General features: G+C 68.0%; 18 protein-coding genes and 2 pseudogenes. 11 read left to right on the top strand and 9 right to left on the bottom strand.

What is annotated here, in order from left to right; translation table 11 throughout:
* Position 1: 1 nt before the first annotated feature.
* Both H7F38_RS08825 and H7F38_RS08820 read right to left on the bottom strand, forming a co-directional pair.
* Positions 2 to 1,597 carry a hypothetical protein gene (locus tag H7F38_RS08825; RefSeq protein ID WP_187093745.1) on the bottom strand — a complete coding sequence of 532 codons (1,596 nt, stop codon included), beginning with the start codon at positions 1,595 to 1,597 and terminating at the stop codon, positions 2 to 4.
* A 1-nt stretch (position 1,598) separates the two neighbouring features.
* Entirely contained in the window at positions 1,599 to 2,294 is a 696-nt protein-coding gene (locus tag H7F38_RS08820; RefSeq protein WP_187093744.1) for a glycosyltransferase family 2 protein, read from the bottom strand.
* A gap of 166 nt (positions 2,295 to 2,460) precedes the next feature.
* On the opposite strand from H7F38_RS08820, the gene H7F38_RS08815 reads away from it, so the two are divergent.
* From H7F38_RS08815 to H7F38_RS08800, 4 genes are all read left to right on the top strand, one after another.
* Positions 2,461 to 3,417 (top strand): UDP-glucuronic acid decarboxylase family protein, encoded by a 957-nt coding sequence (locus H7F38_RS08815; protein ID WP_187093743.1) that lies wholly within the window; start codon positions 2,461 to 2,463, stop codon positions 3,415 to 3,417.
* 43 nt (positions 3,418 to 3,460) lie between these two features.
* The gene (locus H7F38_RS08810) at positions 3,461 to 4,771 is read left to right on the top strand and encodes a glycosyltransferase family 87 protein (RefSeq protein WP_187093742.1); all 1,311 of its coding nucleotides are present in this window, start codon (positions 3,461 to 3,463) and stop codon (positions 4,769 to 4,771) included.
* A complete protein-coding gene (locus H7F38_RS08805) occupies positions 4,768 to 5,829 on the top strand; it encodes an ATP-dependent DNA ligase (protein ID WP_187093741.1) in 1,062 nt (353 codons plus the stop codon). Before H7F38_RS08810 ends, H7F38_RS08805 begins: the two co-directional genes overlap by 4 nt.
* 201 nt (positions 5,830 to 6,030) lie before the next feature.
* Positions 6,031 to 6,956 (top strand): IS5 family transposase gene (locus H7F38_RS08800; RefSeq protein ID WP_370531293.1). Its coding sequence is split into 2 segments (ribosomal slippage): positions 6,031 to 6,402 and positions 6,405 to 6,956, totalling 924 coding nucleotides; the frame shifts between segments, so codons are not numbered across the junction.
* On the opposite strand, the gene H7F38_RS08795 is transcribed toward H7F38_RS08800, so the two are convergent.
* Entirely contained in the window at positions 6,953 to 8,047 is a 1,095-nt protein-coding gene (locus tag H7F38_RS08795) for a DNA polymerase domain-containing protein (protein ID WP_187093740.1), read from the bottom strand. The two genes, H7F38_RS08800 and H7F38_RS08795, sit on opposite strands and share 4 nt — an antisense overlap.
* 179 nt (positions 8,048 to 8,226) lie before the next feature.
* On the opposite strand from H7F38_RS08795, the gene H7F38_RS08790 reads away from it, so the two are divergent.
* Positions 8,227 to 9,276, top strand: a complete 1,050-nt coding sequence (locus H7F38_RS08790; protein WP_187093739.1) for a tetratricopeptide repeat protein — start codon at positions 8,227 to 8,229, stop codon at positions 9,274 to 9,276.
* A 27-nt stretch (positions 9,277 to 9,303) separates the two neighbouring features.
* On the opposite strand, the gene H7F38_RS08785 is transcribed toward H7F38_RS08790, so the two are convergent.
* Positions 9,304 to 10,206, bottom strand: coding sequence for a DNA-formamidopyrimidine glycosylase family protein (locus H7F38_RS08785; protein ID WP_187093738.1), 903 nt, complete (start codon positions 10,204 to 10,206; stop codon positions 9,304 to 9,306).
* Positions 10,199 to 15,019, bottom strand: coding sequence for an ATP-dependent helicase (locus H7F38_RS08780; protein ID WP_370531350.1), 4,821 nt, complete (start codon positions 15,017 to 15,019; stop codon positions 10,199 to 10,201). The genes H7F38_RS08785 and H7F38_RS08780 overlap by 8 nt, the downstream gene beginning before the upstream one ends.
* Before the next feature lie 283 nt (positions 15,020 to 15,302).
* Here H7F38_RS08780 and H7F38_RS08775 point away from each other — a divergent pair.
* A pseudogene (locus H7F38_RS08775) lies at positions 15,303 to 16,699 on the top strand (IS1380 family transposase).
* A 170-nt stretch (positions 16,700 to 16,869) separates the two neighbouring features.
* Here H7F38_RS08775 and H7F38_RS08770 read toward each other — a convergent pair.
* Together H7F38_RS08770 and H7F38_RS08765 are read right to left on the bottom strand one after the other, a co-directional pair.
* Positions 16,870 to 17,052, bottom strand: coding sequence for a hypothetical protein (locus H7F38_RS08770; RefSeq protein WP_187093736.1), 183 nt, complete (start codon positions 17,050 to 17,052; stop codon positions 16,870 to 16,872).
* 232 nt (positions 17,053 to 17,284) lie between these two features.
* Entirely contained in the window at positions 17,285 to 17,827 is a 543-nt protein-coding gene (locus H7F38_RS08765; RefSeq protein ID WP_187093735.1) for an IS1595 family transposase, read from the bottom strand.
* A gap of 49 nt (positions 17,828 to 17,876) precedes the next feature.
* On the opposite strand from H7F38_RS08765, the gene H7F38_RS08760 reads away from it, so the two are divergent.
* Positions 17,877 to 19,115, top strand: coding sequence for an ISAzo13 family transposase (locus tag H7F38_RS08760; protein WP_187092133.1), 1,239 nt, complete (start codon positions 17,877 to 17,879; stop codon positions 19,113 to 19,115).
* Between the two features lie 15 nt (positions 19,116 to 19,130).
* Here the strand turns inward: H7F38_RS08760 and H7F38_RS08755 are convergent.
* Positions 19,131 to 19,568, bottom strand: a pseudogene (locus tag H7F38_RS08755) (transposase); the annotation flags it as partial.
* 101 nt (positions 19,569 to 19,669) lie between these two features.
* On the opposite strand from H7F38_RS08755, the gene H7F38_RS08750 reads away from it, so the two are divergent.
* Positions 19,670 to 21,712: a DUF222 domain-containing protein gene (locus tag H7F38_RS08750; RefSeq protein ID WP_187093734.1), complete on the top strand. Its 2,043-nt coding sequence runs from the start codon at positions 19,670 to 19,672 to the stop codon at positions 21,710 to 21,712.
* Positions 21,713 to 21,799: 87 nt separating this feature from the next.
* Here H7F38_RS08750 and H7F38_RS08745 read toward each other — a convergent pair whose 3' ends face one another.
* On the bottom strand, positions 21,800 to 22,933 hold the full coding sequence (locus H7F38_RS08745; RefSeq protein ID WP_187093733.1) for a PLP-dependent aspartate aminotransferase family protein: 1,134 nt from the start codon (positions 22,931 to 22,933) through the stop codon (positions 21,800 to 21,802).
* Between the two features lie 336 nt (positions 22,934 to 23,269).
* Between H7F38_RS08745 and H7F38_RS08740 the strand changes: the two genes are divergently transcribed.
* The 3 genes from H7F38_RS08740 (at position 23,270) to H7F38_RS08730 (ending at position 26,244) form a co-directional block, all read left to right on the top strand.
* A complete protein-coding gene (locus H7F38_RS08740) occupies positions 23,270 to 23,515 on the top strand; it encodes a hypothetical protein (protein ID WP_187093732.1) in 246 nt (81 codons plus the stop codon).
* A 267-nt stretch (positions 23,516 to 23,782) separates the two neighbouring features.
* Entirely contained in the window at positions 23,783 to 24,385 is a 603-nt protein-coding gene (locus H7F38_RS08735; protein ID WP_187093731.1) for a TetR/AcrR family transcriptional regulator, read from the top strand.
* A gap of 125 nt (positions 24,386 to 24,510) precedes the next feature.
* Complete coding sequence (locus H7F38_RS08730) at positions 24,511 to 26,244, top strand: ABC transporter ATP-binding protein (RefSeq protein WP_187093730.1); 1,734 nt, start codon at positions 24,511 to 24,513, stop codon at positions 26,242 to 26,244.
* Positions 26,245 to 26,696: the final 452 nt, after the last annotated feature.

Raw genomic sequence — 26,696 nt, 5'->3', positions numbered from 1 at the left:
CTCAACCCGCCGGGGTCCAGAGCTCCAGTGACCCGGCGATGACGGACTGGTCCCGCAGGTGCAGACCGATCGCCGCCGAGCGGTAGTCGTCGAGCTCGGCCTGGATGGTGTGCTGGTGGACGAACCAGATCCGCGCCGACGGTCCGATCCGGGCTGCGGCGGCCGACGCCCTGGCCATCACCTCGGCCACCGCGGCCGGGGTCCGATCGGTCGCCACCAGGATCTCCGGCCGACTGGGGAAGATCACCACGAACCGCTGCAGGTTGGAGCTCACCGGCTCGACCTGCGGTGGATCCTGACGCCAGTAGTAGGCAAAACCCCAGCTGCTGAGCGCGTTCAGCACGACGACGTCGGTCGTCCGGCGATGGGTGGCCAGGTAGTCCGCCGGGGTCCGGAGATCCTCCACCGACGTCGCGGGACCGTTGATGTTGTGCGCCCTGAGCCCACCGCTGACGTGCTGGAGGAACAGGGCCAGCACGACGACGGCCGCCACCGCCGGCACGGTCGGATGGATTCTGGCGAGCACCACGCACAGGCCGCCGAACCCGATGGCCGCGGTCACCGCCAGCGCGGTCGTCAGGAAATGTGAGGTCCGCAGGTCGAACAACGGGTACTGCCTGGCCGCACTGAGCGACACCATCTCCAGCAGGAGTGCGGGCGCGGCGATCGCCAGGGCCGCCCTGCGCATCCGCACCAGGGTGATGATTCCGGCGACGAACAACAGCCCTGGAACGAGCAACGGGCCCATGCCGAGGTAGCCGGCCAGGCTCTGCAGGCCGGTCTGCAGGAAGCGCCAACTCTCGCTCCAGCCCTGCGAGAGCGGGAGGTAGTAATGAGCCCAGTAGTCGTGCAGCCCCGGCACGATGCCGGGACGGTAGAAGATCAGGAAGACGACCAGGAGACACGCACCGGTGGCGGCGCCGACGACGGCGGCGTCACGGGCGTCCTTCCACCGCCGGCCGCCGATCGCCGACAGCAGGAGCCCGGCGAAGGCGGCGACGCCGACGAACAGGCTGACGGCACTGAACCCGAACCCGACGACGACCACGGCCGCCAGTTGCAGCAGCCGCCGCGCCGGGCGGAACCGACCGCTGTTCGACCCGGGCCCGCCCGACTCGGCCCTGGACACCATCCACAGGATCATCAGCGTGACGAAGGCATCGGCGGTGTACTGCTTCAGGTCGCCACGTGCGAGGGCCGACGGGATCAGCAGGGCCACCAGCCCGGCGATGACCGCGGCCGACCTGGCCGCCCCACGGCCCGGCCAGGGCAGGCTGCGCACGTACCCGTAGGCCGCGACGACGGTGAGGGCTGCGAACAGCAGCGGGACGATGCGCAGCCGCTGGTCACCCCCGATCACCACCAGCCGGAGCAGGAACGTCCAGCCGATCGGCGTGCTGGCGGTCACCCTGGTGAGCTGGCCCAGCGGCAGCTTCGTGGAGATGGCGACCCATGCCTCGTCCACCCAGAACGGCAGCGAGAACATGTACCCGACGTCGTGCACGGCAAAGGTGGCCAGGCCCAGGAGGCCGGAGAGCGCCAGATCCACACGGAGTTCACGTCGGGGCCGGAGGCGACTCCATCCAGTGGCGCTCATCTCAACGGATCGGTGTGCGGAACCGCTCCTTCGCCAGGATCCAGATGGCCTCGACGCCGTCCTTCCAGGTCAGCTTCTTGCCCTCCTCGCGGCTGCGGGCCTTGTAGCTGATCGGCACCTCGTAGGGGCGCACCCCTGAGCGCAGCAGTTTGCCCGTGATCTCGGCCTCCATCCCGAAGCCGGCCGACTTGACGTCGAGCTTGCGGTACAACTCCAGCGGCATCAGCTTGAAGCACGTCTCCAGGTCACTGATGTAGCAGTTGAACAGGATATTGGCAGTCGTCGTCACACCCCGGTTGCCCAGGACGTACAGGTAGGAGTACGCATTATGGCTGCCGAAGGTCCTGGTGCCGTAGACGACGGTCGACTCGCCGTTCAGGATCGGGGAGAGCAGCGACGGGATTTCTTCGGGCGCGTACTCCAGGTCGGCGTCGCACATGATCACGTAGTCGCCGGTGGCCAGTTCGGCCCCCTTCTTGATCGCGGATCCCTTGCCGCCGTTGGTGGCCTTCTCGTGGATCAGGACCCGCGACTCGTTCTTCCACTGCGAGTAGAGCTCCCGTGTCCCGTCCTTGCTGCCGTCGTCGATGATGACGAGTTCGATGTCGACCGGGTAGTTGACGGCCAGCACCCGCTTGACCGCGGATTCCAGCGTCTTCACCTCGTTGTAGACAGGCATCAGGATGGAGAGTTTCACGGCAGCAGCATAGCCAATCCGGCGTCGGTGATCGGTTCACCGCCATTCGGGCAGACGGGTGATCGGAGCCGTCCGCGCCCGGTACGCCGCACGGGTCGCGCCGGTCGATCGCGCTAGGGTCTTCGTGGACACACCTATCGTCAGACACCACCCGAAGGGCGCATACATGTCCGAGACAAGGATTCTGGTCACCGGAGGTGCCGGGTTCATCGGCTCCCACCTGGTCCGGCGACTCCTCGACGAGGGTCACGAGGTGCTGGTCGTCGACAACTTCTACTCCGGGTCCAGGGCCAACCTGGCCGACGTGCTGCACGACCCGCGGCTGGAGATCGTCCGGCACGACGTGACCTTCCCCCTGTACGTCGAGGTCGACGAGATCTACCACCTGGCCTGTCCGGCATCACCGGTGTTCTACCAGCGTGACCCCGTGCAGACCACCAAGACGTCCGTGGTCGGCTCCATCAACATGCTGGGCCTGGCAAAACGGACCAAGGCCAAGATTCTGCTGTCGTCGACGTCGGAGGTCTACGGCGACCCCCAGGTCCATCCCCAGGACGAGAGCTACTGGGGTCATGTCAACCCGATCGGGATCCGCTCCTGCTACGACGAGGGCAAACGTTGCGCCGAGACGCTCTTCTTCGACTACCGACGCCAGCACGATCTACCGATCAAGGTGGCGCGGATCTTCAACACCTACGGACCGATGATGCGACCGGACGACGGCCGGGTGGTCTCCAACTTCATCGTCTCGGCCCTGCGGGGTGAGCCCCTGACCATCTACGGGGACGGCACCCAGACCCGCTCGTTCTGCTTCGTCGACGACCTCGTCGACGGCTTGATCAGACTGATGCGGACACCCCACGAAGTCACCGGCCCGATCAATCTCGGGAACCCGCACGAATTCACCATGACCGAGCTGGCCGAGAAGGTGATCGCCATGGTCGACACGGGTGTCGGCGTCGAGTACCACCCGCTGCCGTCGGACGACCCGACGCAACGCCAGCCCGACATCACCCAGGCCAGGGGCGTTCTCGGTTGGGAACCGAAGGTCCAGCTCGCAGAGGGACTGACGACGACCGTCGACTACTTCCGTCGACAGCTCGCCGCCCAATCGGTCGGCTGAGAATCGGCCGGGGTCCTCCGCCAGACCAGGTTTCGTCGAGAGAATGGGGCAAGAAATCACCGCGGAAGCAACCTGGATCCTGTTGGGTCTGACCACCGCGGCCACCTTTGCCGCCGGTTTCACCCGCAACCGGGTGCCGGTCGCCGTATCCGTCGGTGTGGCGGTCGTCGTTCGCGTCGCCTTCGCCGCGTTGACCTCGGTCGCCTACACGCCGATCGACGTTCGCCAGTACTTCCGCCAGACGGCCAATCTGGTGCTGCTGGGCCAGGATCCCCTGCACGACATGCCCGGCCGCCAGTGGAACTTCCTGGAGCTGATGCCGTTCGTGCACGCTGCAGAGCTCAGGACCGGGCTGCCCTGGGTCTACGCGGTGAAGATCGTGCCGATCATCGCCGACTGCGTCATCGTCTGGATCGTCTCCCGGCTGGCCAGTTCCGACGGACGCAACCGGGCCCTGCAGTACGCATTCAATCCGCTGTCCCTGCTGGTGGTGGCCCTGCACGGGCAGGTGGAGCCGATTGCGCTCGCACTGGCCCTCGGCGGTGTGCTGGTGCTGCGTGCGCGACGACCACTGCTGGGCGGGGTGCTGATCGGTGCCGCCGTGGCCGCGAAGACCTGGCCGGTCCTGATCCTGCTGACCGTCCTCCCGCTGCGAAGTCCGTCGCGCATCGTCCGGATCCTGATCGGCTCGGCGCTCGTACCGGTGCTGTGCCTGCTGCTGGGGGTCGCGCTGCTCGACACCTCCCCGATCTCCGACCTGAAGCGGATGGCGAGCTATTCCTCCTTCGTCCAGCTGTGGACGTGGTCCGGCGTCCTAGTCCAGCTCGGACGCCACCGCAACCTGTCCGAGTACAACTCCCCGTTGTCCGGGTTGAGCTCGGCCTTCATGGTGATCAGCGTGGTGATCGTCCTGATCCTGCTGCGCAGGCGCGCACCGGAGATCCGCACCATGGCCGCCCTGTCCGCCGTGCTGATCGTGACCTCCGGATTCGGTGTGCAGTACCTGATGTGGGCGCTCCCGCTGATCGTCGCGATCTCGGACCGGTGGCGATTCACCTACATCCTGACGGCCGGCGGATGGGCCGCTGCGTTCTACCTGTCGCCGGCCACCAAGTCGGTGCTCAACCCCTATCTGGCCGGTCTGTCCTGGCTGCCTGCCACACTGTTGTTCCTCGTCATCGCCGAGCAGGTCCAGAAGGAGGGTCTGACCGCCATGCTGCCCCGGCTCCGGCGACTCGTCCGCCCGGCGGCTGGGTCCCCGGCGGCTGGGTCCCCGGCGGCTGGATCCCCGGCGGTGCCCGAAGAGGCCGAAGCCGCTGACTGCGTCGAGGTCGGTCCGAAGGAGAACTCATGAGACTGCCCGTCATGCCGCCGGTCGCGCCGATGCTGGCCAAGGCCGTCCCGGCCATTCCGGCCGGCGCGTCCTACGAGCCGAAATGGGACGGCTTCCGGTCGATCGTCTTCCGTGACGGAGACGAGATCGAGATCGGCAGCCGCAACGAGAAGCCGATGACCAGGTACTTCCCGGAACTCGTCCTGGCCTTTCGGGACGAGCTCCCGCCGCGGTGCGTGGTGGACGGGGAGATCATCATCGCCACCGGCTCCGGCCTGGACTTCGACGCCCTGCAGCAGCGGATCCACCCGGCAGCCTCCCGGGTGAAGATGCTGTCCGAGGCCACTCCGGCCTCGTTCGTCGCTTTCGATCTGCTGGCCCTGGGCGACGAGGACCTGACAGGCCGGCCGTTCGGCGAGCGGCGCAGCATGCTCGAGCGCGCTCTCGGGTCGTGCCGGCCACCGGTGCACGTCACGCCGGCCACCTCGGACATCGAGCTGGCCCGGCGCTGGTTCGAGGAGTTCGAGGGAGCCGGCCTGGACGGCGTGGTCGCCAAACCGCTGACCGGCACGTACCAGCCCGACAAGCGAGTGATGTTCAAGATCAAGCACACTCGCACCGCCGACTGCGTCGTCGCCGGGTACCGGGTGCACAAATCGGGTCCGGACGCCATCGGATCCCTGCTGCTCGGACTCTACGACGACGCGGGGACGCTGGTCTCGATCGGCGTGATCGGAGCCTTCCCGATGGCGCGCCGCAAGGAACTGTTCGCCGAACTGCAGCCGCTGGTCACCACCTTCGACGGTCATCCGTGGGACTGGGGCGGCGCGAGCGAAACGCGCACCCCTCGATCCGGTGAGGGCTCCCGGTGGAGCGTCGGCAAGGACCTCTCTTTCACTCCGCTGCGGCCGGAGTTGGTGGTCGAGGTGCGGTACGAACACATGGAGAGGACCCGCCTCCGGCACATGGCCCAGTTCGGGCACTGGCGGCCGGACCGCACCCCGGAATCCTGCACCTTCGAGCAGCTCGACCGCCCGGTGGCCTTCGATCTGGACGACATCGTGCCGGGCCTGCGTTGACGTACTCGTCGCACCGCCAGGCGCACTCGTCGCACCGCCAGGCGCACTCGTCGCAGCGCGGGGCGCACTCGTAGCAGCGCGGGGGTACCGGTAGCAGCGCGGGGGTACCGGTAGCAGCGCCGGCAGCCCTACAGGTGCATGCCAGGCGCTACTAGGGCGTGTCTCCCAAAAGTTGGGTAGGTGTGGCGGGATGCTCACTGAATGAGTTCTCCTTCGTCGCGGTACCGCGTCTTCAGTGACGAGCAGTGGCAACGGATCGAGCGGTTGTTGCCGACAAATGTTGGCCGGCGGGGTCATCCGTTCGGTGAGCACCGGCGGGTGGTGGAAGGCATCGCCTACCGGTACCGGGCCGGGATCCCCTGGCGGGACTTGCCTCGGGACGTGTTCGGACCGTGGCAGACCGTGTGGAAGCGGCACCGCCGGTACGCCGGAGACGGCACCTGGGACCGGGTGCTCGCGGCGTTGTTGACCGACGCTGACGCTGCCGGTCAGATCGACTGGACCGTGTCGGTGGATGCCACCATCAACCGCGCCCACCAGCACAAACACGACACGGCCCGAGCAGGACACAGGGGGCAGTATCGAACTACAAGAATCTGCCACTGGTCGATGCTGAACCTGCAGGTCACGGCATTGGCAGGTCCCGGGGCGGGTTGACCACGAAGATCCACCACGCGGTCGATGGCAAGGGCCGGCCACTGGCGATCGTCATCACCGGTGGGCAACGCAACGACGGTGCCGTCCTGGAACAGGTACTGGCCGACATCCGGGTTCCGCGCCGAGGTCGGGGGCGACCACGGACCCGACCCGATGCCGTCCTGGCGGACAAGGCCTACGCCGCCGGGATCACCCGCAGGATGCTGCAGCGCCGCGGGATCAAGGTGGTCATTCCGCTCAAGAGCGACCAGATCGCCGCCCGCAAACGTAAGGGCAGCAAGGGTGGCCGTCCACCTGCGCTGGACCGCCAGATGTACCGGGAACGCAACGTTGTCGAGCGTTCCTTCGCTTTGATCAAGCAGTGGCGGGGGCTGGCCACCCGCTACGACAAGCTCGCCATCACCTACCGCGCGGCAGTGGTGCTTTCGGCGTGCATCGTCTGGAACCGACTATTGGAAGACACGCCCTAGTGATCTGCCCGCTCCACGTCACCGGGAGCTTCCCGATGACGATCGGTGTCCCGGCTCGGCTGGACGCGCTTGGGCTCGCCCGGCATCTTGGGGTATTCCGGCGGATAGGGCAGGTCGCCCAGACCCCGATCGCGCTCGTCGCGCTCGGAAAGTTCCAGCAGCGGGGCGATGTCGTAACGCGGCCCGTCCAGCCCGGCGTGCAGGTCGCCCACCTCGGCAAACCGTGCCGGCATCGACAGCACGTCGAAGTCCTCGGGTCCGACCAGCGGCACCTCGTCCCAGGTCAGCGGCGCCGACACGGTGGCCCGGCTGTTCGGCCGCACCGAATAGGCGCTGGCCATCGTCCGGTCCCTGGCCATCTGGTTGAAGTCCACGAAGATCCGCTCGCCGCGTTCCTCCTTCCACCAGCTGGTCGTCACCGCCTCCGGCATCCGTCGTTCCAGCTCGCGACCGAGAGCGATCACCGCACGCCGGGCCTGGACGAAGGTCGCGTTCGGCTCGATGGGCACGTAGACGTGCAGCCCGCGCCCGCCGGACGTCTTCGGATGGCCGTCCATCCCGAACTCCTGCAACACTTCCCGCAGTCGGGGAGCTACGGACGCGGCATCGGAGAAGTCGGTGCCCGGCTGCGGGTCGAGGTCGATCCGCAGCTGGTCGGGGTGGTCGACGTCGGCCGAGGTCACCGGCCAGGGATGGAACCGCAGGGTCCCGAGGTTGGCCGCCCAGGCCACCACGGCCAGCTCGGTCGGGCACACCTCGTCGGCCGGGCGCCCGCTCGGAAAGGTGATGGCCACCGACTCGACGAAATCGGGAGCGCCCTGCGGGACACGCTTGGAATAGAAGGCGTCACCACGATGGTCGGCGCGAGTGGAGAGCGTGGCGCCCTCGAAGAAGCCACCCGGCCACCGCTCCAGCGTGGTCGGGCGGTCCTTCAGTGCGCGCAGAATGCCATCTCCGACGGACAGGAAGTACTGCACCACATCGAGTTTCGTCAGACCCCGGTCGGCGAAGTAGACCTTGGTCGGGCTGCTGATCCGCACCGTGCGGCCGGCAACCTCGAGTTCGACGGCTGGTGCTGAGGCTCGGGCCATGCCAGGAACCTACGCGCATGCAGAACTCCCCCGCGCAGATGATCCTGCCCGCATGTCCATGAAATAGGTCAGATCTGGGCCCTTCGACGCGCGGCGGGCAGAACGGTATGCGCGACGGGGCGTGGCAGTGGTCACGGGGCCGGCGGTGGTGGTGGGGCGCTCGTGGCAGGGTGGAGATCATGAACGATCCGGCCGGCGCCCTGGAGCGCGCAGCCCTGCTCAAGGACTCCGGTCGTTCCGGGCCGGCGCTGGCCCTGCTCGCCCCCTACCTCGCTCAGAATCCGGACGACCTGTCCGCGTTGCGGCTGGCCGGCTGGTGCCATTTCGACCTGGACGAACTCGACCCGGCGCTCTACTGCGCCGCGCGCCTGGCCGCGCTGGCGCCGGAGCAGCCGGCCGCGCACCTGCTGCTGGCCGTGGTGCAGGGGCGCCGGCAGAACGTGACCGCGTCGGTCGAGGCCATCGACACGGCGATTCGGCTCGCCCCGCACAATTCCGAGCCGTACCGGATCGCCGCCGCGCTGGATCTGCAGGGGCATCGCACGTCGCCGCGTACCGAACGGCTGGCCCGACGGGCCGTCACGCTCGCCCCCCACGATGCCATCGCGCATCGTGTGCTCGGCAGCACCCTGATCGAGCTGCGACGCTACGACGAGGCCGCCGTCGAGCTCGGCCAGGCGGCTGCGCTGAATCCGGGCGATGCGGCGGTGACGAGCGAGCTGGCCAGGATCGACATCGCCAAGGGCCGTTCGGCGAGCGCTGCCGTCGGTTTCGCCGCCGCCGTCCGGGCCGATCCCACCGACGACATCGCTCGGCACAATCTGCAGGCGGCGACCTGGAACGCCTTCCGGATCGCCCACCTCGTCCTGTGGCTCTCGTTCCTGGTGCTCGGGCGGTTCACCGTGCTCTCGGATTCCGGGGCGACGAGCCGGCTGGCCCATGTGGTGGGGCCGATCGCGGTCCTCGCCACGCTCGGGGCCTGGGCCTTCCAGCTGCGCAGCCGACCCAGCGGCTTCCCGGTGCTGCTCACCGCCACCCGCTCGGACCGGATGTTGAGCATCGCGATGGCCTCGCATGCGCTCTGCCTGGTGTTCCTCCTCGCCGCCGCATTCGCGCCGACCGCGGTCGCCGGTCCGCTCCTGATCGTCGTGACGGTCCTGCTCCTGGTGGGCACGGTGGTGGGCTGGATCAGGGTGTCCCAGCTCCGCAAGCAGTTCAACAAGGGCTGACCCACAGGGCTCCGGACGGGCCGCCGGTCAGCGCCGGCGATACCCCGCCGGTCGTCGGTTCTTCGAGGTACCAGCGGTGGATCCGAGCGGCGACTGCCGTCGTCCGTCGTCGGTCGGCGTCGGGCCCGGCTGGCACACCGGACAGTAGAAGGCGGTGCGCTCCTTGCCCTCCGGCCCGATCATCGCGACCCGTACGACGGCTCCGCACCGCGTACAGGTCTTGCCGGACCGGGCATGGACGTAGTTGGTCATCCCCTGGCGGGTGTTCCCGGTGGTGCTCTGCACGGCCGAGGTGACACCGCGCAGCATCAGCCGGCGGGCTCTGTCCAGAACGGCACCCACATCGACCTCCGAGGTCGGAGTCCAGGGCGAGAGACGTTCCAGGAAAAGGGTTTCGGCCATGTACATGGTGCCGATACCGGCCACCGCAGTCTGATCCAGCAGCCCCGCACCGATGGGTCGATCTGGAAACCTGATCAACCGGCTGACGGATTCCGGCCGCCCACGCTCGGGGAACGAATCGCTCATGACGTCCGGCCCGAGATGACCGATCAACTGGTCCTCGGCCGACGTCGGGACCAGATCCAGCATGCCGAGCCAGGTGCCGATGGCCGTCCAGTCCTCGTTCACCAGTACGGCACGGACGGCTACTCCGCTCGCCCGCGGCCAGTGTTGCGGGCCGGGTGGGGCGATCGTCCACTTGCCCTCCATCTTGAAGTGCGAGTGCAGGGTGAGCGGGTCCCATCCGGCGCGCTCCTCGAAGCGGATCAGCAGGTGCTTGCCGTAGGCGACCACCTCGTGCACGGTGGACCCGGCCAGATCGATGTCGCCGAGATCAGGCCAGCGCAGCTCGGCGCGGACCAGTGGGCGTCCGGCCAACGCTGCGTCGAGCCTTCGTGCCGTCCGCCGGACGGTGTCGCCCTCAGGCACGGCGACCACTGGCCGAACGCAACCTCAGACCCTGCGGCGTCATCGCAAACCCGTTGGCCAACAGGGCTTCCACCACCGGCCCGGAGCTGGAGACCGCCTCCGACCCGTCCACCTTGGTCACGGTCAGCGACCCGATCGACCCGATCGTCACCTTCTCGGCCAGCGCTCTGGCCGCCTCGTGCAGATCACCCGCGATCTCGCTGAAGGAGATCAGGGTCCGTCCGCCCCGCTCCGCGTAGAGCACCGGCCCACCATCGACCAGCACCACCAACGCGCCGGCCCGGCGCGCCGGACGGTGTTTGTCGTCCGCAGCAGCGCCCCGGTCCGGCCAGGGCAGGGCCGCCCCGAACGGATTCGCCGGATCGGCGGCCGCGAGCACCAGTCCCCCGCCCGGCGTGCGCTCGGAGTCGGCACTGACGAACGCGCGGACCCGGTCGACCGCGCCGGCCGTGGCGAACTGAGCCGCCCCCAGACCCTCCACGAAATATCCGCGGCGGACCCGGCCGGACTCCTCGAAGGCCGACATCACCTTGTAGACGGCGGCAAATCCGCCAGGGGTCTCCTCTGCGACGACCGAGCCACGCGTGACGATGCCGTAGCGGTCGAGCAGGACCTCGGCCGATGCGTGGGCCCTGACCGTCGGATCGGTCTCCACCTCGGGGATCAGCGACCACCGGCCGGCGACCATCGGGGGTCCGCCCCGGCGCACCGATGGGCCGACGCGCTGCTGACGGCCGGCCGAGAGCAACGCCAGCCCCGAGGTGCCGCGCTGCCGGACACGCGGGGCCGCTGCCTTGGCCTTGTGGGTGGTGCGACCACCGGTCAGCCTGGCCCGCAGCGGGGCCAGCGTGTCACCGCTGACCAGACCGGCGAACACCAGGTCCCACAGCACCTCGGCCAGTACGTCGTCGGAATGGAACGCGCCGGTCTCCTCCAGCACCGCGTCGGTCAGTGCCCGGAAGAAGAAGGCCCCGCCCCTGGACAGCACACCGAGCACCGCCCGGTGCAACCGGCCGGACGTCTCACCCTCCTCGTGCCCGCCACCCAGGATCTCGTCGTTCGGTATGGGCATCGTCAGGGGTGCGGAATCGGCGAGGTGGAGCGACACCCAGCCGTCGTCGCCACCCAGGGCGCCGTGACCGGTCCAGAGCACCTCGCCGGCCGAGGTCAGCTCGTCGAGCATCGCCGGCGAGTAGCCGCGCACCCTGGCCGGCAGCACCAGGGTCTCGACCGCCGAGGCCGGCAGGATCGCCCCGGCGAGCTGCTCGATGGACCGCAGCAGGGCGTCCACACCTCCCGCGGGCCGGCTACCGACCGGCGCACTGGAGTACGTTCCCACCCGGTCGAATCCCTTCCCCTGCTTGGCTTTCGCGGCCACGGTTGCGACAATGCCGTTCCAGGCCGGCAGGAACCGCCCCAAGGCCTCTGCCGGCACCGGCTCCACCTCGGCGCGCAGGGCCGCCAGCGACCGGCGACGGAGCAGGCGCAGTACTTCGGCGTCGATGAACTCGCGTCCGCCCTCCAATCCCGGTTCGCCCGGCCGTTCGGGGGACGCCGCGGAACCCAGCGGCCGGAACTCACCCTCGGCCACGCGGCCGGAGCCGGCCAGCCTGCGCAACGCGTCGGTCACCACCGCGACCCCGAGGCCGAACAGCTGCGCCGCCTCCCGAGGCACGAAAGGTCCTCTGGTGCGGGCAAAACGGCCGAGCAGGCGTCCCAACGGATCGGCGATCGGCTCCAGCAGGGAGGGCGCAATACCGGGGGGGAGGGCCGTGCCCAGGGCATCGCGCAGCAGGGGTGCGTCGGCCGGGTCGGCCCACCGTTCCACGCCACCGACGCGAACGGCGATGGCGCGGCGCGCGGCCTCCAGCTGTTGCAACGCCGACGATGCGTCGAGATCCGTCGACCTCGCCGCCACCTCCTCGACCGTGAGCGGGCCGAGAATCCTGAGCAGGTCGGCGATCTCGTCGATCGACCTGGCCCGGCGGTGCTCGCTGAGCCGTTGCAGGTCGGCCTCGGTGGTCGCCATGGCCTGGGGGTCCAGCAGGTCGCGCAGGGAGAGGCCGTCACCGCCGCCGAGCAGCTCGGCCAGCAGCGCCGGGTCGACGGTGAGGGCCGCAGCCCGCCTTTCGGCCAGCGGCGAATCGCCCTCGTACAGGAACTGCGCGACGTAACCGAACAGGAGCGAGCGGGCGAACGGCGAAGGCGACAGGGTCGTCACCTCGACGATCCGTACCGATCTGGCCTGGATCTCACGCATCAGACCCACCAGGGCCGGCACGTCGAAGACGTCGGAAAGGCACTCCCGGACGGCTTCGGCGACGATCGGGAAGGTCGGATACCGAGCGGCGACCTCCAACAGCTGACTGGCCCGCTGGCGTTGCTGCCAGAGCGGCTGACGCTTGCCGATCTGCCTGCGCGGCAACAGCAGTGCCCGCGCCGCACACTCCCGGAAACGGGAGGCGAAGACCGCCGATCCTCCGATCTCCGACGTCACCTCGGCTTCCAGCGTCTCGGCGTCCAGCGCGATCGCGTCCAGGATGTCGGGGCCGTCACCCTCGTATTCGACGTCCGGAAGACGGAGCACGATCCCGTCGTCGGCGTGCATGGCCTGCACGTCGACACCGAAACGCTCTCGCATCCTGGCCGCGACCACCAGCGCCCAGGGCGCGTGCACCGCGGCGCCGTACGGCGAGTGGACGACCAGGCGCCAGTCCCCCAGTTCGTCCCGGAATCGCTCCACCACGATGGTTTTCTCGTCCGGTACCAGGCCGACGGCTTCCCGCTGCTCGGACAGGTAGGCGATCACGTTGTCGGCGGCAAAGGCATCGAGCCCGTCACCGGACAGCCGCCGGTGGGCGGCATCGACCGGCAGATCGCTGATCTGGCGGACGAACTCACCGTGCGCACGGCCCAGCTCGGCGGGGCGGCCCAGCGAGTCGCCCTTCCAGAAAGGCAACCTCCCCGGTACTCCGGGGGCCGGCAGCACCAGCACCTTCTCGTGGGTGATCTCCATGATCCGCCAGGAACTGGACCCGAGGGCGAACACGTCGCCGACCCGCGACTCGTAGACCATCTCCTCGTCGAGCTCGCCGACCCGCCGGCCGGGACCCTCACCGGACGCCAGGAAGACGCCGAACATTCCGCGGTCCGGGATCGTGCCGCCCGAGGTGACCGCAAGGCGTTGCGCACCAGGGCGTCCGGTCAGTTCGCCGGTGACCCGGTCCCACGTCAGCCGGGGCCTCAGCTCGGCGAACTGTTCGCTCGGGTACCGGCCGGAGAGCATGTCAAGGACCGCCTCGAGCGCGCCGCGACCCAGCGCCGCGAACGGTGCCGATCTCCGCAGGAGCTCGTGCAGTTGATCGACGGTGATCTGATCCATCGCACAGATCGCGACGATCTGCTGCGCCGCGATGTCGAGCGGGTTCGACAGCACCTTGAGCGCTTCGATCGCTCCGGTCTTCATCCGGCCGGCCACGACGGCCGAGGAGATCAGGTCGCCGCGGTACTTGGGGAACATCACTCCGTGGCTGGGCGCGCCGACCTGGTGCCCGGCCCGCCCGATCCGCTGGAGGCCACTGGCCACCGACGGGGGCGCCTCCACCTGGATGACCAGGTCGACGGCGCCCATGTCGACGCCGAGCTCGAGCGACGAGGTCGCGACGACCGCCGGCAGCACACCCGTCTTGAGTTGATCCTCGATCAACGCGCGTTGTTCCCGCGAGACCGAGCCGTGGTGCGCCCGCGCCAGCACGGCGGGTACACCGGTGCTCGATCCCGACTGGGCCATCACCTGCGCCGGCCGACCGGCCGGCCCGTCCGCGGTCTCGTCGTCGTCCACCGCCTGACGCTCGGCGTAGATCTCGTTCAATCTCGCCGTCAGCCGCTCGGCCAGCCGCCGCGAGTTGGCGAACACGATCGTCGAGTGGTGCGACTCGATCAGGTCGACCACCCGCTCTTCCACATGGGGCCAGATCGAGGTGCGCGCCACCTCTCCGGCCGCCGCCCCGGTCAGGTCGCCGGTCGGCTCGCCCAGAGAGGACATGTCCGGTACCGGGACCACCACGTCGACGATGATCTGCTTCGTCGAGACCGGCTTGACGAACGTCACCGGGCGCCCGCCGGTGAGGAACCGGCCGACCTCCTCGATCGGTCGGACGGTGGCCGACAGCCCGATCCGTTGGGCCGGCCGGTCCAGCAGGGCGTCCAGCCGATCGAGCGAAACCGCCAGGTGCGCGCCACGCTTGGTACCCGCGACGGCGTGCACCTCGTCGAGGATGACGGTCGTGATGCCGGTCAGCATCTCCCGGGCCCGGCTGGTCAGCAGCAGGAACAGCGACTCCGGCGTGGTGATCAGGATGTCCGCGCCGTCCTTGGCGAAGGCGCGGCGATCACCGGAGGGGGTGTCTCCGGACCTGACGGCCACCGAGATCTCCGGGACGGTGACACCGCTGCGGGCGGCCAGCGACCCGATGCCGACCAGCGGCGACCGCAGGTTGCGCTCGACGTCCACCGCCAGTGCCTTGAGCGGCGAGAGGTAGAGCACCGTGCACTTGCGGGCACCCGCCTCGGCGACCGGGGCCGTGACCAGGGCGTTGATCGCGGACAGGAACGCGGCCAGCGTCTTGCCGGACCCGGTGGGCGCCACCACCAGCGTGTTCTCGCCGCGCCCGATGGCATCCCACGCCCCGGCCTGCGCCGGGGTGGGTTCGGCGAAACTGGTGGTGAACCACTCGCGGACCAGTGGCGAGAACCGGTCCAGCGAGGCCAGCGGTGGTCGTTCCGATGGTGCCGGGTCCGCGGTCCTGGGCACAGCGGTGCCCGCCGTCGTCGACTCCCGCTTCCGCACCACCCCGCCATTGTGCTTCCTCGCACCGACAGCCGGTCCGCCGAGCAGGTCTGCGAGCATTCGGTCTGACAGACCAGTCAGGCCAGTCAGGCCGGCCGGTCGGGTCGGTCGGGCCGGTCCGAGTGCTAGCCTCGCGCTTTCACGGGAGTGCTGAGGTGGGTGTTTCGAAGTGAGGGAAAGGTGCCCCGACCTGCGATGATGAGGGTCTCTGAGATCCACATCGTCAGCAAACAGGAGCACCTTTCTGATGCCGAACCCTACCGGTTTCTACCCGCCGTTGACAGTAGACACGACCGCGAAGCGGGTGGTGTCCCATGCGGGTGCGGTGCTGCTGGTCACCACCGCCGGGAAGGTCGGGTTGGACCGGGCTTTGTCTGCCGCGTTGGAGCCGTGGCGCAAGCAGTGGGCGGTGCTGGATCCGGGGAAGATCCTGCTGGACCTGGCGATCAGCGTCGCCATCGGCGGGGACTGCCTGGCCGACATCTCGGCGTTGCGGTCTGAGCCGGCGGTGTTCGGCCGGGTCGCCTCGGACCCGACCGTGTCCCGGCTGGTCGACGCGTTGGCCGCGACCCCGCAGGCCGCTTTGGCGGCGATCAACCAGGCCAGAGCAGCAGTCCGACAGCGGGTGTGGAAGATGGCCGGGAAGGACGCCCCTGACTTCGGAATCGACCGGGACCGGCCGTTGATCATCGACCTGGACGCCACCTTGATCACCTCCCACTCGGAGAAGGAACTGGCGGCGCCGACCTACAAGCGCGGTTTCGGGTTCCATCCGTTGGGATCGTGGGTGGACCACGGCCCCGACGGCACCGGTGAGCCGCTGTCGATGATGCTGCGCCCCGGAAGGGCCGGGTCCAACACCGCCGCCGACCACATCGCGGTCACCAAGGATGCGTTGCGGCAGTTGCCCTTCAACCGCCGCGGTGGCCGGATCGGGCGCAGGGTGCTGGTCCGCGCCGACAGTGGCGGCGGCACCCACGAATACCTGAAGTGGCTGGCCGGGCAGGGCCTGTCGTATTCGGTGGGGTTCGGGCTGACGCAGGACATCGTCGACAAGATCAACCTGATCCCCGACCAGGGTGGACACCGGCCTACGACGGCGATGGGAAGGTCCGCGACGGGGCGTGGGTCACCGAACTCACCGGCCTGCTGGACCTGTCAACGTGGCCGGCAGGGATGCGGGTGATCGTGCGGGCCGAACGTCCGCACCCCGGGGCGCAGTTGCGGTTCACCGACTCAGGCGGGAACCGGCTGACCGCGTTTGTCACCAACACCACCGGCGGGCAGTTGGCGGACCTGGAGTTGCGGCACCGCCACCGGGCCCGCTGCGAGGACCGGATCCGCAACGCGAAAGACACCGGGCTGCGGAACCTGCCCTTGACTGCGTTCGCGCAAAATCAGATCTGGGTCGCTGTCGTCCAGTTGGCGACGGAGCTGACCGCGTGGCTGCAGATGCTGGCGTTGACCGGCACCGGGGCCCGCCGGTGGGAACCGAAACGGCTGCGGTTGCAGCTGTTCTCCGTGGCGGCGACCATTGCGCGCCGATCCCGACGAGTCTGGCTGCGGCTGTCCGGGCACGCCCCGCACCAGCACCTGTTCGCCACCGGCCTGACCCGACTGCACGCCCTCAAGCAGGCCACCTGACCGCAGCACCCCCACCCCGACCAACATCGAGAAGACCCACCGGAACGTGGAATCCGGCACCACCCAGATGACCCTGGGTCGCTCTGACGAACCCGCAGACCCGCGGTGGGCGTCACAACACCAGATCTATCGCGCCGAGGGAAGGCCAGTCATCTCAAGAAAGATTGAGGCTAGAGGCGCCGGCGCGCCTTCATCGACGCGACCAGTTCGGCGTCGGTCAGCGCCGGGCACTGCGCCGCGGCGAGGCCCGGTCGTTCACCGAGCCCGTTGACGACGAAATCGAGGGCACGGCGCCAGACGCACCACGGCCCGGTGACCGGCTCGGCGGAGTACGTGCTGCAGCAGGGCCCCACCCGATTCCTGCGCGACGACGTTCCGGAGAAACGAACAGTCGGTCGATGCCGAACACTTCCCGGATCTGTCACGAAAGCAGCGCCCCCACGTACCCGAGGTCGGAAGAGCAAGCTCTCTTCGCAAATCGTGATGTTCACCCTGAGCCGATCGCATGGACGTCAGATCTATTGCACTGCATCACGTTCAGAGGTAGAATCGAACATATGAACCGGGTAGCTGCTTGAGTAAAGTTCAGAACGGGACGTCCACTGCTGCAACAGGATTGCGCAGTTCAGCGAGCGGGTGTGGGTCTGTGTTCACGGCCTGCTGCAACAGTCGGTAGAACAAAAGCCCGCGACTCTTCGAGGTGCGTCGGTTGAACCGGAATGTGTATTCGTCCAGGTAGTAGGCCAGGTGCTCCTGGGAGACCGCGTAATGCAGGGTGCCGGTCAGCCAGCGTTTGAGCAGCGAGGCGACCATGTGGACGCCGGGGAGGTTGATGTGGGCGGGCTCGGCGCTGTCGGTCCCGACGAACGCGACGTGCTCGTAGCCGGCCGCGGTCAGCTTCTTCAGGTAGTTGGCGCCATCGGTTCTGACCGTTGATCCTTTGGCGATGACGCGGTCGGCGAAGCCGAGCATGCTGACCGATCGGGCTGTCTCGGCCAGCTCGATGCGGACCCTGCCCAGCTTGCGGCCGGGGATCGATTCCACTGCGATCATCGCCGCGGTGTGGTCCTTCACGCCGCCTGCGCGGCCGCGAGGCTCGTTGCCGATGAACACTTCATCTAAGGACATGCCGGGTAATTACGTAGGTTTGACTGGTTCTTTTCGCTAGAATTGTGCTATGCCCCTACCCACCACCGATGTGGAAGTCCTCACGTCACGGTTGTTGCTGATCAGACCCCATCTGGATGAGCGGGCCTGGCGGTTGTTGCTCGGCTCGGAAGCCAAGGCGCTGGGCCGGGGCGGGATCAAAGTGGTCGCCGGGGCGATCGGTGCGCACCCGGACACCGTGGCCCAAGGAGTCCGCGAATTGGACTACCCCGACCAGATCCCGGGCCGGGTCCGGCGCCCCGGCGCCGGCCGGCCCAGCGCGGCGGTGACCGACCCCACCCTGTGGGAAGCGTTGGATGCCCTGGTGGATCCGGTGACCCGCGGCGATCCGATGTCGATGCTGCGGTGGACAACGAAATCGACGTCGAAACTAGCCGCCACGCTGACCACCAACGGCCACCCGGTGTCGGCATCCACAGTGGGAAACTTGTTGAAGGCCAACGGATACAGCCTGCAAGCCAACGTCAAGACCCTCGAGGGCAACCAACACCCCGACCGCGACGCCCAGTTCAACTATCTCAACGATCAGGCCACCGCGTTCAGCGCCGCCGGTGAACCGGTCATCAGCGTCGACACCAAGAAAAAGGAGCTGATCGGGAATTTCAGCATCGGCGGCAAGGAATGGGAACCCCAGGGTGAACCCACCCGGACCAGCGTCCACGACTTCATGGACAAAACCCTGGGCAAGGTCGCCCCGTACGGGGTGTACGACATCGCCGCGAACACCGGATGGATCAACGTCGGCACCGACGCCGACACCGGGCAGTTCGCCGTGGAATCCATCCGCCGATGGTGGAACACCGTGGGCACCAACACTTATCCAAGCGCAACAAGGTTGATGATCACCGCTGATTCCGGCGGGTCCAACGGCTCCCGGCTACGGTTGTGGAAAACCGAACTCGCCGCGCTGGCCACCGAAACCGGACTGGCGATCACCGTGTGCCACCTTCCGCCGGGCACCTCGAAATGGAACAAGATCGAGCATCGCCTCTTCTCCGCGATCAGCCGTAGCTGGCGGGCCCGACCCCTGACCTCCCACGAAGTCGTCATCGAAACCATCAAAGCCACAACCACCACCACCGGGCTCAGCGTCCACGCCGAACTGGACCTGGGCATCTACGAGAGGGGAATCAAGATCAGCGACCGCCAGATCAAAGAACTTGAAAGCAGCCAGCTACACCGCCATGACTTCCACGGCGACTGGAACTACAGCCTGCACCCCGCGACACGCCCGGACACACCCAAATAATTCGCGGGCGGGCCCTAACTCCACCACACCGGAGAGCAACTCCCGCTCGGGGCGGACCATCGCCCGGCGTAGCTTCTGCAGCCACGCCCACGCTGTTTCGTAGGATCCGAAACCCAGCACCCGCTGCAGACCTTGCGCGGACATCCCGTTCTTCTGCGAGGTGATGAACCAGATCGCCGCGAACCACGTCGACAGCGGCGTCCGGAGCCGGTGGAAGATCGTGCCGGCGGTCACCGACGTCTGCCGGCCACACCTGGTGCACATCCATTTCGCCTTCGCCGTACGCCAACCGCCGGGCGCCCCGCACACCGGACACACAAACCCCTGGGGCCACCGCAGACGCTCCAGATACGCCAGACACGACGAGTCATCCGGGAACCACTCCAGCAACTCCTGAAAGGTCCGGGGGTAATCGACACCACCGACCGGGTAGGCACACACTGGCTCTGACATGGCCAAATACTACTTGACTCAAGCAGCTACCCAGTACATATGACCGAGTAGGTCCTGGGTGGGTTGTCGAGGGCTTTGCGGGGGTGGGTGTGGTGTCGCAGGTGACGGAAGTGGCGGTCGATGCTGCACCGTTGTGGTCTGCGGTGTCCTCATGGGTGCCGGCGGCGGAGTCGTTCGCGGCGGTGACCCGGGCGTGTCCGGCGGGCTTGTCGCCTTCGGAGTTGCCGGATCTGATCGTGGCGACCGACCGGTTGATCTCCCATCTACAGGCGCTGCAGGTCGCGGCGGTGGCAGAGTTCTCCCTGCCGGGCCGGTCCAGGAACATCCAGAAACTCATCGACGGCCTGGTCGATCACACCGGGTTGACGACCCGCCCGGACGGGTCCACCGACGATTTCGCGGTGCAGTGTCTGATCGTGGAGCGGGCCCGGTCGATGGCCGCGGCGGAGATCGGCGCCGCCTTGCACCAGTCGCCGCCCGGCGCCGCGCGGCGGGTCGCCGATGCGGTGGAGTTGGTGCAGGACCTGCCCGCCACCCTCGCGGCACTGCGGGACGGGCGGATCGATCTGCCCCGGGCGCGAACCATCGCCCAGCGCACCGCCCTGTTGACCCCGGAACTACGGGCGCGGGTGGAGGCGGCGGTGCTGCCGCTGGCGGAGACCCGGACACCGGGTCAGCTGACACCGATGATCGACCGCCGGGTGATCGCCGCCGATCCGGCCGCGTCGAAGAAGCGGGCGGTGGCAGCGCGGCGGGACCGGTTCGTGGACCACTGTCCGTCGGTGGACGGGATGGGGATGATCCGGGCGCACCTACCCGCGGAGGGGGCGGTGTCGGTGTACGACCTGCTCGATTCCATCGCCCGGGCCACCGCCGGCTGCGATGACCGGCCCATCGCCGCCCGCCGCGCAGACGCTCTGGTGGACATCTGCACGCAGCTGCTCACCGACGGATACGTCCAGGTCGGCGACATGCACCGCCCGAGCCCGGAACCGGGACCCGCCGGCACCAATACCACGACCAACGCCAGGGAAGGCCCGAGCGGCGGAACCCCCTCGACAGCAACAGATCCCACCGAGCCGGAAGCATCGACCGACTTCGTCCCCACCACCGGCGCGCCGGCCGAGGCGGCAACGGCGGTTGTTCCGGTGAGGGTGCGGTTGTCGAAGGTGACCACCCACCAAGGTCGCGGAGCACACTTCAACCTGACGATGTCGCTGGCCGCGTTCACCCAATTCGACCAGGATCCCGCCGCCCTGACCGGCCACGGAATCATCCCCGCCCACATCGCCCTCGCGATGGCCACCTCGATCCGGTCGTTGGCGGTGATCGTCACCGACAGCTCCGGGTACGCCGCCGCTGTCGGCGGCACCGCCTACCTGCCCAACCAGCTGGTCCGCGATCAGGTGATCGCAGCGAACACCACCTGCCGGTTCCCGTCCTGCCGGATCCGCGGCGGCCTGGCCGACCTGGACCACCGCATCCCCTACCGTCACGCCGACCCCGAACGAGGTGGGCGCACCGCCGCCCACTGCCTCGACCCCGAATGCCGGCACCACCACGTCATCCGGACCTTCACCGACTGGACCCCCACCCGGGACCCCGCCGACGGACTCACCATGAACTGGACCAGCCCCACCCACCACCACTACCGCGACCACCCCACCGAACACGCCCTGCCCGAGAGCGAGCACACCCCACCCAACGGTGCCAGCAGCGACCACACGGTCGATCCGGATGCGCCGGAGGTGTGCAGCTGCACCTGCGGCCATGGCAACCCCACCGAACCCGGCGCCAGCACCGCCCGGATCCAGACGGAACAGACGATGCTGCTCATCGCCAGGAAACGGCAACAACAACTCGAAGCAGAGGAACTCGCCGAACAACAACGACTGTTCCTGGCCAAGCCACCCCATCGGGTCCACTACATCGGGCCGACACCACGGCCCTGGCCGAAAGCTGAACGCAGCGACGAGGAGTTCGCCGCCGAAGTGCAGGCCTACATCGACACCTTCGACAGCTACGAGCAATACCAGGCCGCCAACCGGAGAATCACCCAACGCCTCGTGCCGGGCATCTACGCCATCCAGATGGAACAGGAACACAAGCGCCGACACCCTGACCCCGACGAGCCCCCATTCTGAATGCGACACCATTCTGATCCAGCCATAGTTCTTTCTGGGCCACCGCTCAGATGGGCGCCACTCAGCGCGGGCTCGGTCCGAACCGGATCAACCCTCCAGAGCCTGAACGAGGTCGTCCCAGAGATCCTCGACGTGTTCGATGCCGACGGAGAATCGCAACAGGTTCGCCGGTGCCCCGTTGGCCGCGTCGACCGCATAGCGGGCACGCCGTTCGATGAGCGACTCAACGCCCCCGAGGCTGGTGGCGTGGGTGATCAGCGAAACCCGTTCGCACACAGCATCTGCCGCTGCGCCATCGCCCCGCACCAGGAACGAGATCATCGCTCCGTAGCCGTCGTGAAGACGGGTCACCCGCTCGTGTCCGGGGTCGTCCGGCAGACCGGGGAACAGCACCCTCTCGACACCCGGGTGGGCGTTCAGCCGAACGGCCAACTCGGCCGCGTTGGCCTGTGCGCGGTCCATCCGCACCGACAACGTGCGCATGCCCCGCAGCGTCAGGTAGGTCTCCAGTGCGCCGGGTACCGCCCCGGCCAGATCCCGCCTCGCCTTGAGTTGCGCCCACACATCGTCGTCCGCGACGACCAGAGCGCCCATCAGTACGTCCGAGTGGCCGGCGAGGTATTTGGTCGCCGAATGCATGACGATGTCCGCCCCGTACTTCAAGGGACGCAGTACCACCGGCGAGTTCCAGGTCGAGTCGACCGCGACGAGCGCGCCCACCGCATGAGCCACCTCGACCAGGATCGGGAGGTCCGCGACCTCGAACATCGGGTTCGTCGGGGTTTCGACCCAGAGCAGGGCCGGCGCCGGCTGCTGCCGAAGAGCAGCCAGAACTGATGCAGTGTCGCTGATGTCGACGCGCCGGACCTGGGCCCGTCCCAATCTGATCTGCTCGTCCAGCAACATGCTGGTGCCGGAGTAGACCGAACGCGGGGCCACGATCGTGCTGCCGCTGGGCAGGCCCTCCATCACGGCGGCGATGGCCGCCATTCCCGAGCCGAACCCGAGCGCCCGGCCCCCTTCCAACTCGCCCAGCGCCGTCTCGAATGCTCGGGTCAGGTCGCTTCCACCCTGGCGTAGGTAGTTGGCCTCGGTGCCCGCGTGGAAGGTGGCCGAAAGGCCGATGCCGACGTTGAGCGGGGCACCCGGATCAGGTACCGGCCGGCCGGCCGCGACCGCAATGGTGGACGGACGCAGGCCCGAGGTATCACTCTTGTTCATGACGCGGACGGTAGTCGGTGCGCAGAGGTCGTCGCACGGTGACACGGCTCACGAGACATTCATCGGTCGAGCTCACGGCGACGGCCATGTCACATCGGTGTCACCTCACAGCTTTCGGCTCCGCATAGCCGGATGCGGCACGCCGGCCGACGGCGCGGAGGTGGGCACGTCGGGGTCCGACACCGGCAAGCACCGCATCCAGATCCTCCATCACCCCAGCGTGCCGTATCGGCAATATGAGTGCCATATCGGCGATATGAACTGCCGATTCGGTCAACTCAGCGGTAGATCCTCGGATCGGCAACGAACGGTCGTGTGGTGGCAAGGGGTGAGGCCATGAAAGAGGAGCCCCGCGCGGCCGGCCCGCTCGACACCGCCGGGCTCGATCCAGCCGTGCTCGACACCGCCCCGCTCGACACTGCCGGGCTCGATCCAACCGTGCTCGACACTGCCGGGCTCGATCCAGCCGTGCTGGATCCGGCGATGGCGGCGACGAGCGCAAGTACCCGGAAGATGCCGGTCGACGAAGAGTCGCCGCGCGGGCCCGCGGACCCGTGGTACACGGTCCGGCCCGAGGGATAGGCGTGGAAGGGCATCGCGATCAGGCCGCGACGTACAGGGCGAGCGAGATGACCAGGACCAGGGCGAGCAGTACCAGGTAGTCGATCTCGTGCTTGGGTGCGTCAACCGGACGGGTCATCTCGGTGCTCCTGGATTCCTGCGCCGGCCCCATCGGCCCGCGTCAGGAGGTAGACCTGTCCCACTCGCGGAACCGGACACTTTTCGGGAGGAGTCTTTTCGCGCAGGAATTCTCTTGTGAGTGAGGACTCACTCAGTTAAGGTGGTCGGGTGAGGTCACCAGGAACCCGGGCGTCTCCGCTGCCCCCGCAGCAGCGCCGGGACGGGATCATCGACGCCGCGCTACCACTGCTGCGCAAGCACGGTGACGATGTCACCACGAAACAGATCGCCGAGGCCGCCGGCGTCGCCGAGGGCACTCTGTTCCGGGTCTTCCCGGACAAGGAATCACTGATCCTGGCCGTCGTCACCAGGGTTTTCGACCCCTCACCCACGGTGGCAGAACTGCAGTCGGTGGACATCACCCTGCCTCTGCGGGAACGGTTGCAGCAGGCCGTCGAGATCATTGCCGACCGCCTCCACAACGTCTGGGAACTGATGTCCGCGCTCCGGATGATGGGACCTCCGGAGCACAATCCCCGGTTCCGCGATGCACTTCCCTCAGACCGGCACAGTGATCTCACGCCCCAAGCCCTGATCGACCTGATCGCACCGGATGCCGAGAACCTCCGGGTCGACGTCGCACAATTCGCCCGGGTGATGCGCCTGGTCACCTTCGCCGGGACCCATCCACGAATCTCCGACGACAACCCGCTCAAGCCGGACGAGATCGTGGACCTGCTGCTGGACGGCCTGCGCGCCCACTCGCCCTGATCGCCGAGCGGATCCCGGCCCCGGCCCGATCCCGGCGGCGTGTGCGAGCCGTATCAGTCGATGGCGGCACCATCAGGTCAAGCCCACTCCTTCTCACCGAAGTCGACATCACCATCGGGGAAAACATGCTCATCCGACTGCTCCGCACGTATCTCGCTCCCTACCGGGGGCCGCTGACGATGGTCGTCGTCTTCCAGCTGATCGGCACCATCGCCTCGCTGTACCTGCCGAGGCTCAACGCCGACATCATCGACAAAGGTGTCGCCAAAGGCGATACCGGCTACATCTTCACCAGCGGCGGCTACATGTTGGCCGTCACGCTGCTGCAGATCATCTGCTCGGTGGTCGCGGTGTACTTCGGAGCGCGCACGGCGATGGGATTCGGCCGTGACGTGCGTCAGGCCATCTTCCACCGGGTGGGCGAGTTCTCCGATCGTGAGGTCAACCAATTCGGCGCCCCATCGCTGATCACCCGTAACACGAACGACGTCCAGCAGGTGCAGATGCTCGTCCTGATGACGTGCACCCTGCTGGTGTCCGCCCCGATCACCTGTATCGGCGGCGTCTACATGGCGGTGTCCGAGGACGGAGGGCTGTCCTGGTTGCTGGTGGTCAGCGTGCCGGTGCTGGTAGTCCTCGTCGGCCTGATCATCAGCCGGATGGTGCCCCAGTTCCGTCTGATGCAGACCAGGATCGACACCATCAACCGGGTGCTGCGCGAGCAGATCTCGGGGATTCGCGTGGTTCGGGCCTTCGTCCGGGAGCCACAGGAGCGGGCCAGGTTCGGCGATGCCAACACGGCCGTCACCGACACCGCGATCAAGGCCGGCCGCTACCAGGCCCTCCTGTTCCCGACCGTGATGCTGGTGGTGAACGTGTCGTCGGTGGCGGTGCTCTGGTTCGGTGGTCATCGGGTCGATTCCGGGCAGCTCCAGATCGGCCAGCTCACTGCGTTCCTGACGTACCTGCTACAGATCCTGATGGCCGTCATGATGGCGACCTTCATGGCCGTGATGATTCCGCGCGCCTCCGTGTGCGCCGAGCGGATCGGCGAGGTGCTGGACACCGAAAGTTCTGTCCGGCCACCGCTTTCACCAAGAATGCCGTCCCGCCGGACCGGCCTCCTCGAGTTCGCCGGGGTCGACTTCGGCTACCCGGGTGCCCACGAGCCGGTCCTCAGGGACATCAACTTCACTGCGCAACCGGGCCGCACCACAGCCATCATCGGCTCGACCGGGGCGGGCAAGACCACGCTCGTCTCGTTGATCCCGAGACTCTTTGACGCCACCGGCGGCACGGTCTCGATGGACGGGATCGACGTGCGTGAGCTGGCGCCTCAGACTCTATGGGAGAGAATCGGTCTCGTCCCCCAGAAGCCGTACCTGTTCTCGGGGACGGTGGCGAGCAACCTCCGGTACGGCAATCCGCAGGCGACGGACGACGACCTGTGGGAAGCCCTGGAGATCGCACAGGCCAAGGGGTTCGTGCAGAAGATGCCGGACGGCCTGGATTCCGCGATCTCCCAGGGTGGCACGAATGTCTCCGGCGGGCAGCGACAGCGGCTGGCGATCGCCAGAGCGCTGGTACGAAAACCCTCCATCTACCTCTTCGACGATTCCTTCTCGGCCCTGGATCTGGCCACCGACGCCAGACTCCGGGCTGCGCTGAAACCGCAGACCCTCGACGCAACGGTGATCATCGTGGCCCAACGCGTCTCGACCATCATCGACGCCGACCAGATCATCGTGCTGGAGGACGGCCACATCGTCGGAATGGGCCGGCACGAGGAACTCCTGGAGAACTGCGGGACCTACAGCGAGATCGTCCGGTCGCAGATCTCCGCGGAGGTGGCGGCGTGAGTGAGCACACGAGCGAGGAACGAGCGAGGCGCGGAGCGAGCGCCCCGACGACCATCAGAGCGGAGGTGGCGGCGTGAGTGAGCACACGAGCGAGGAACGAGCGAGGCGCGGAGCGAGCGCCCCGACGACCATCAGAGCGGAGGTGGCGGCGTGAGTGAGCACACGAGCGAGGAACGAGCGAGGCGCGGAGCGAGCGCCCCGACGACCATCAGAGCGGAGGTGGCGGCGTGAGTGAGCACACGAGCGAGGAACGAGCGAGGCGCGGAGCGAGCGCCGCGACGACCATCAGAGCGGAGGTGGCGGCGTGAGTGAGCACACGAGCGAGGAACGAGCGAGGCGCGGAGCGAGCGCCGCGACGACCATCAGAGCGGAGGTGGCGGCGTGAGTGAGCACACGAGCGAGGAACGAGCGAGGCGCGGAGCGAGCGCCGCGACGACCATCAGAGCGGAGGC

The sequence above is a fragment of the Nakamurella sp. PAMC28650 genome (assembly GCF_014303395.1).
In the GTDB taxonomy this organism is placed as follows: Bacteria; Actinomycetota; Actinomycetes; order Mycobacteriales; family Nakamurellaceae; genus Nakamurella.
The sequence above is the reverse complement of the archived record's forward strand: the minus strand, read 5'-3'. Positions and strand labels throughout refer to the sequence as shown.

Coding starts and splice junctions, on each gene's coding strand:
- H7F38_RS08825 (WP_187093745.1), bottom strand. CDS start 1,597: ATGAGCGCCACTGGATGGAGTCGCCTCCGGCCCCGACGTGAACTCCGT.
- H7F38_RS08815 (WP_187093743.1), top strand. CDS start 2,461: ATGTCCGAGACAAGGATTCTGGTCACCGGAGGTGCCGGGTTCATCGGC.
- H7F38_RS08810 (WP_187093742.1), top strand. CDS start 3,461: ATGGGGCAAGAAATCACCGCGGAAGCAACCTGGATCCTGTTGGGTCTG.
- H7F38_RS08805 (WP_187093741.1), top strand. CDS start 4,768: ATGAGACTGCCCGTCATGCCGCCGGTCGCGCCGATGCTGGCCAAGGCC.
- H7F38_RS08795 (WP_187093740.1), bottom strand. CDS start 8,047: ATGGCCCGAGCCTCAGCACCAGCCGTCGAACTCGAGGTTGCCGGCCGC.
- H7F38_RS08790 (WP_187093739.1), top strand. CDS start 8,227: ATGAACGATCCGGCCGGCGCCCTGGAGCGCGCAGCCCTGCTCAAGGAC.
- H7F38_RS08765 (WP_187093735.1), bottom strand. CDS start 17,827: ATGTCCTTAGATGAAGTGTTCATCGGCAACGAGCCTCGCGGCCGCGCA.
- H7F38_RS08760 (WP_187092133.1), top strand. CDS start 17,877: ATGCCCCTACCCACCACCGATGTGGAAGTCCTCACGTCACGGTTGTTG.
- H7F38_RS08745 (WP_187093733.1), bottom strand. CDS start 22,933: ATGAACAAGAGTGATACCTCGGGCCTGCGTCCGTCCACCATTGCGGTC.
- H7F38_RS08740 (WP_187093732.1), top strand. CDS start 23,270: ATGAAAGAGGAGCCCCGCGCGGCCGGCCCGCTCGACACCGCCGGGCTC.
- H7F38_RS08730 (WP_187093730.1), top strand. CDS start 24,511: ATGCTCATCCGACTGCTCCGCACGTATCTCGCTCCCTACCGGGGGCCG.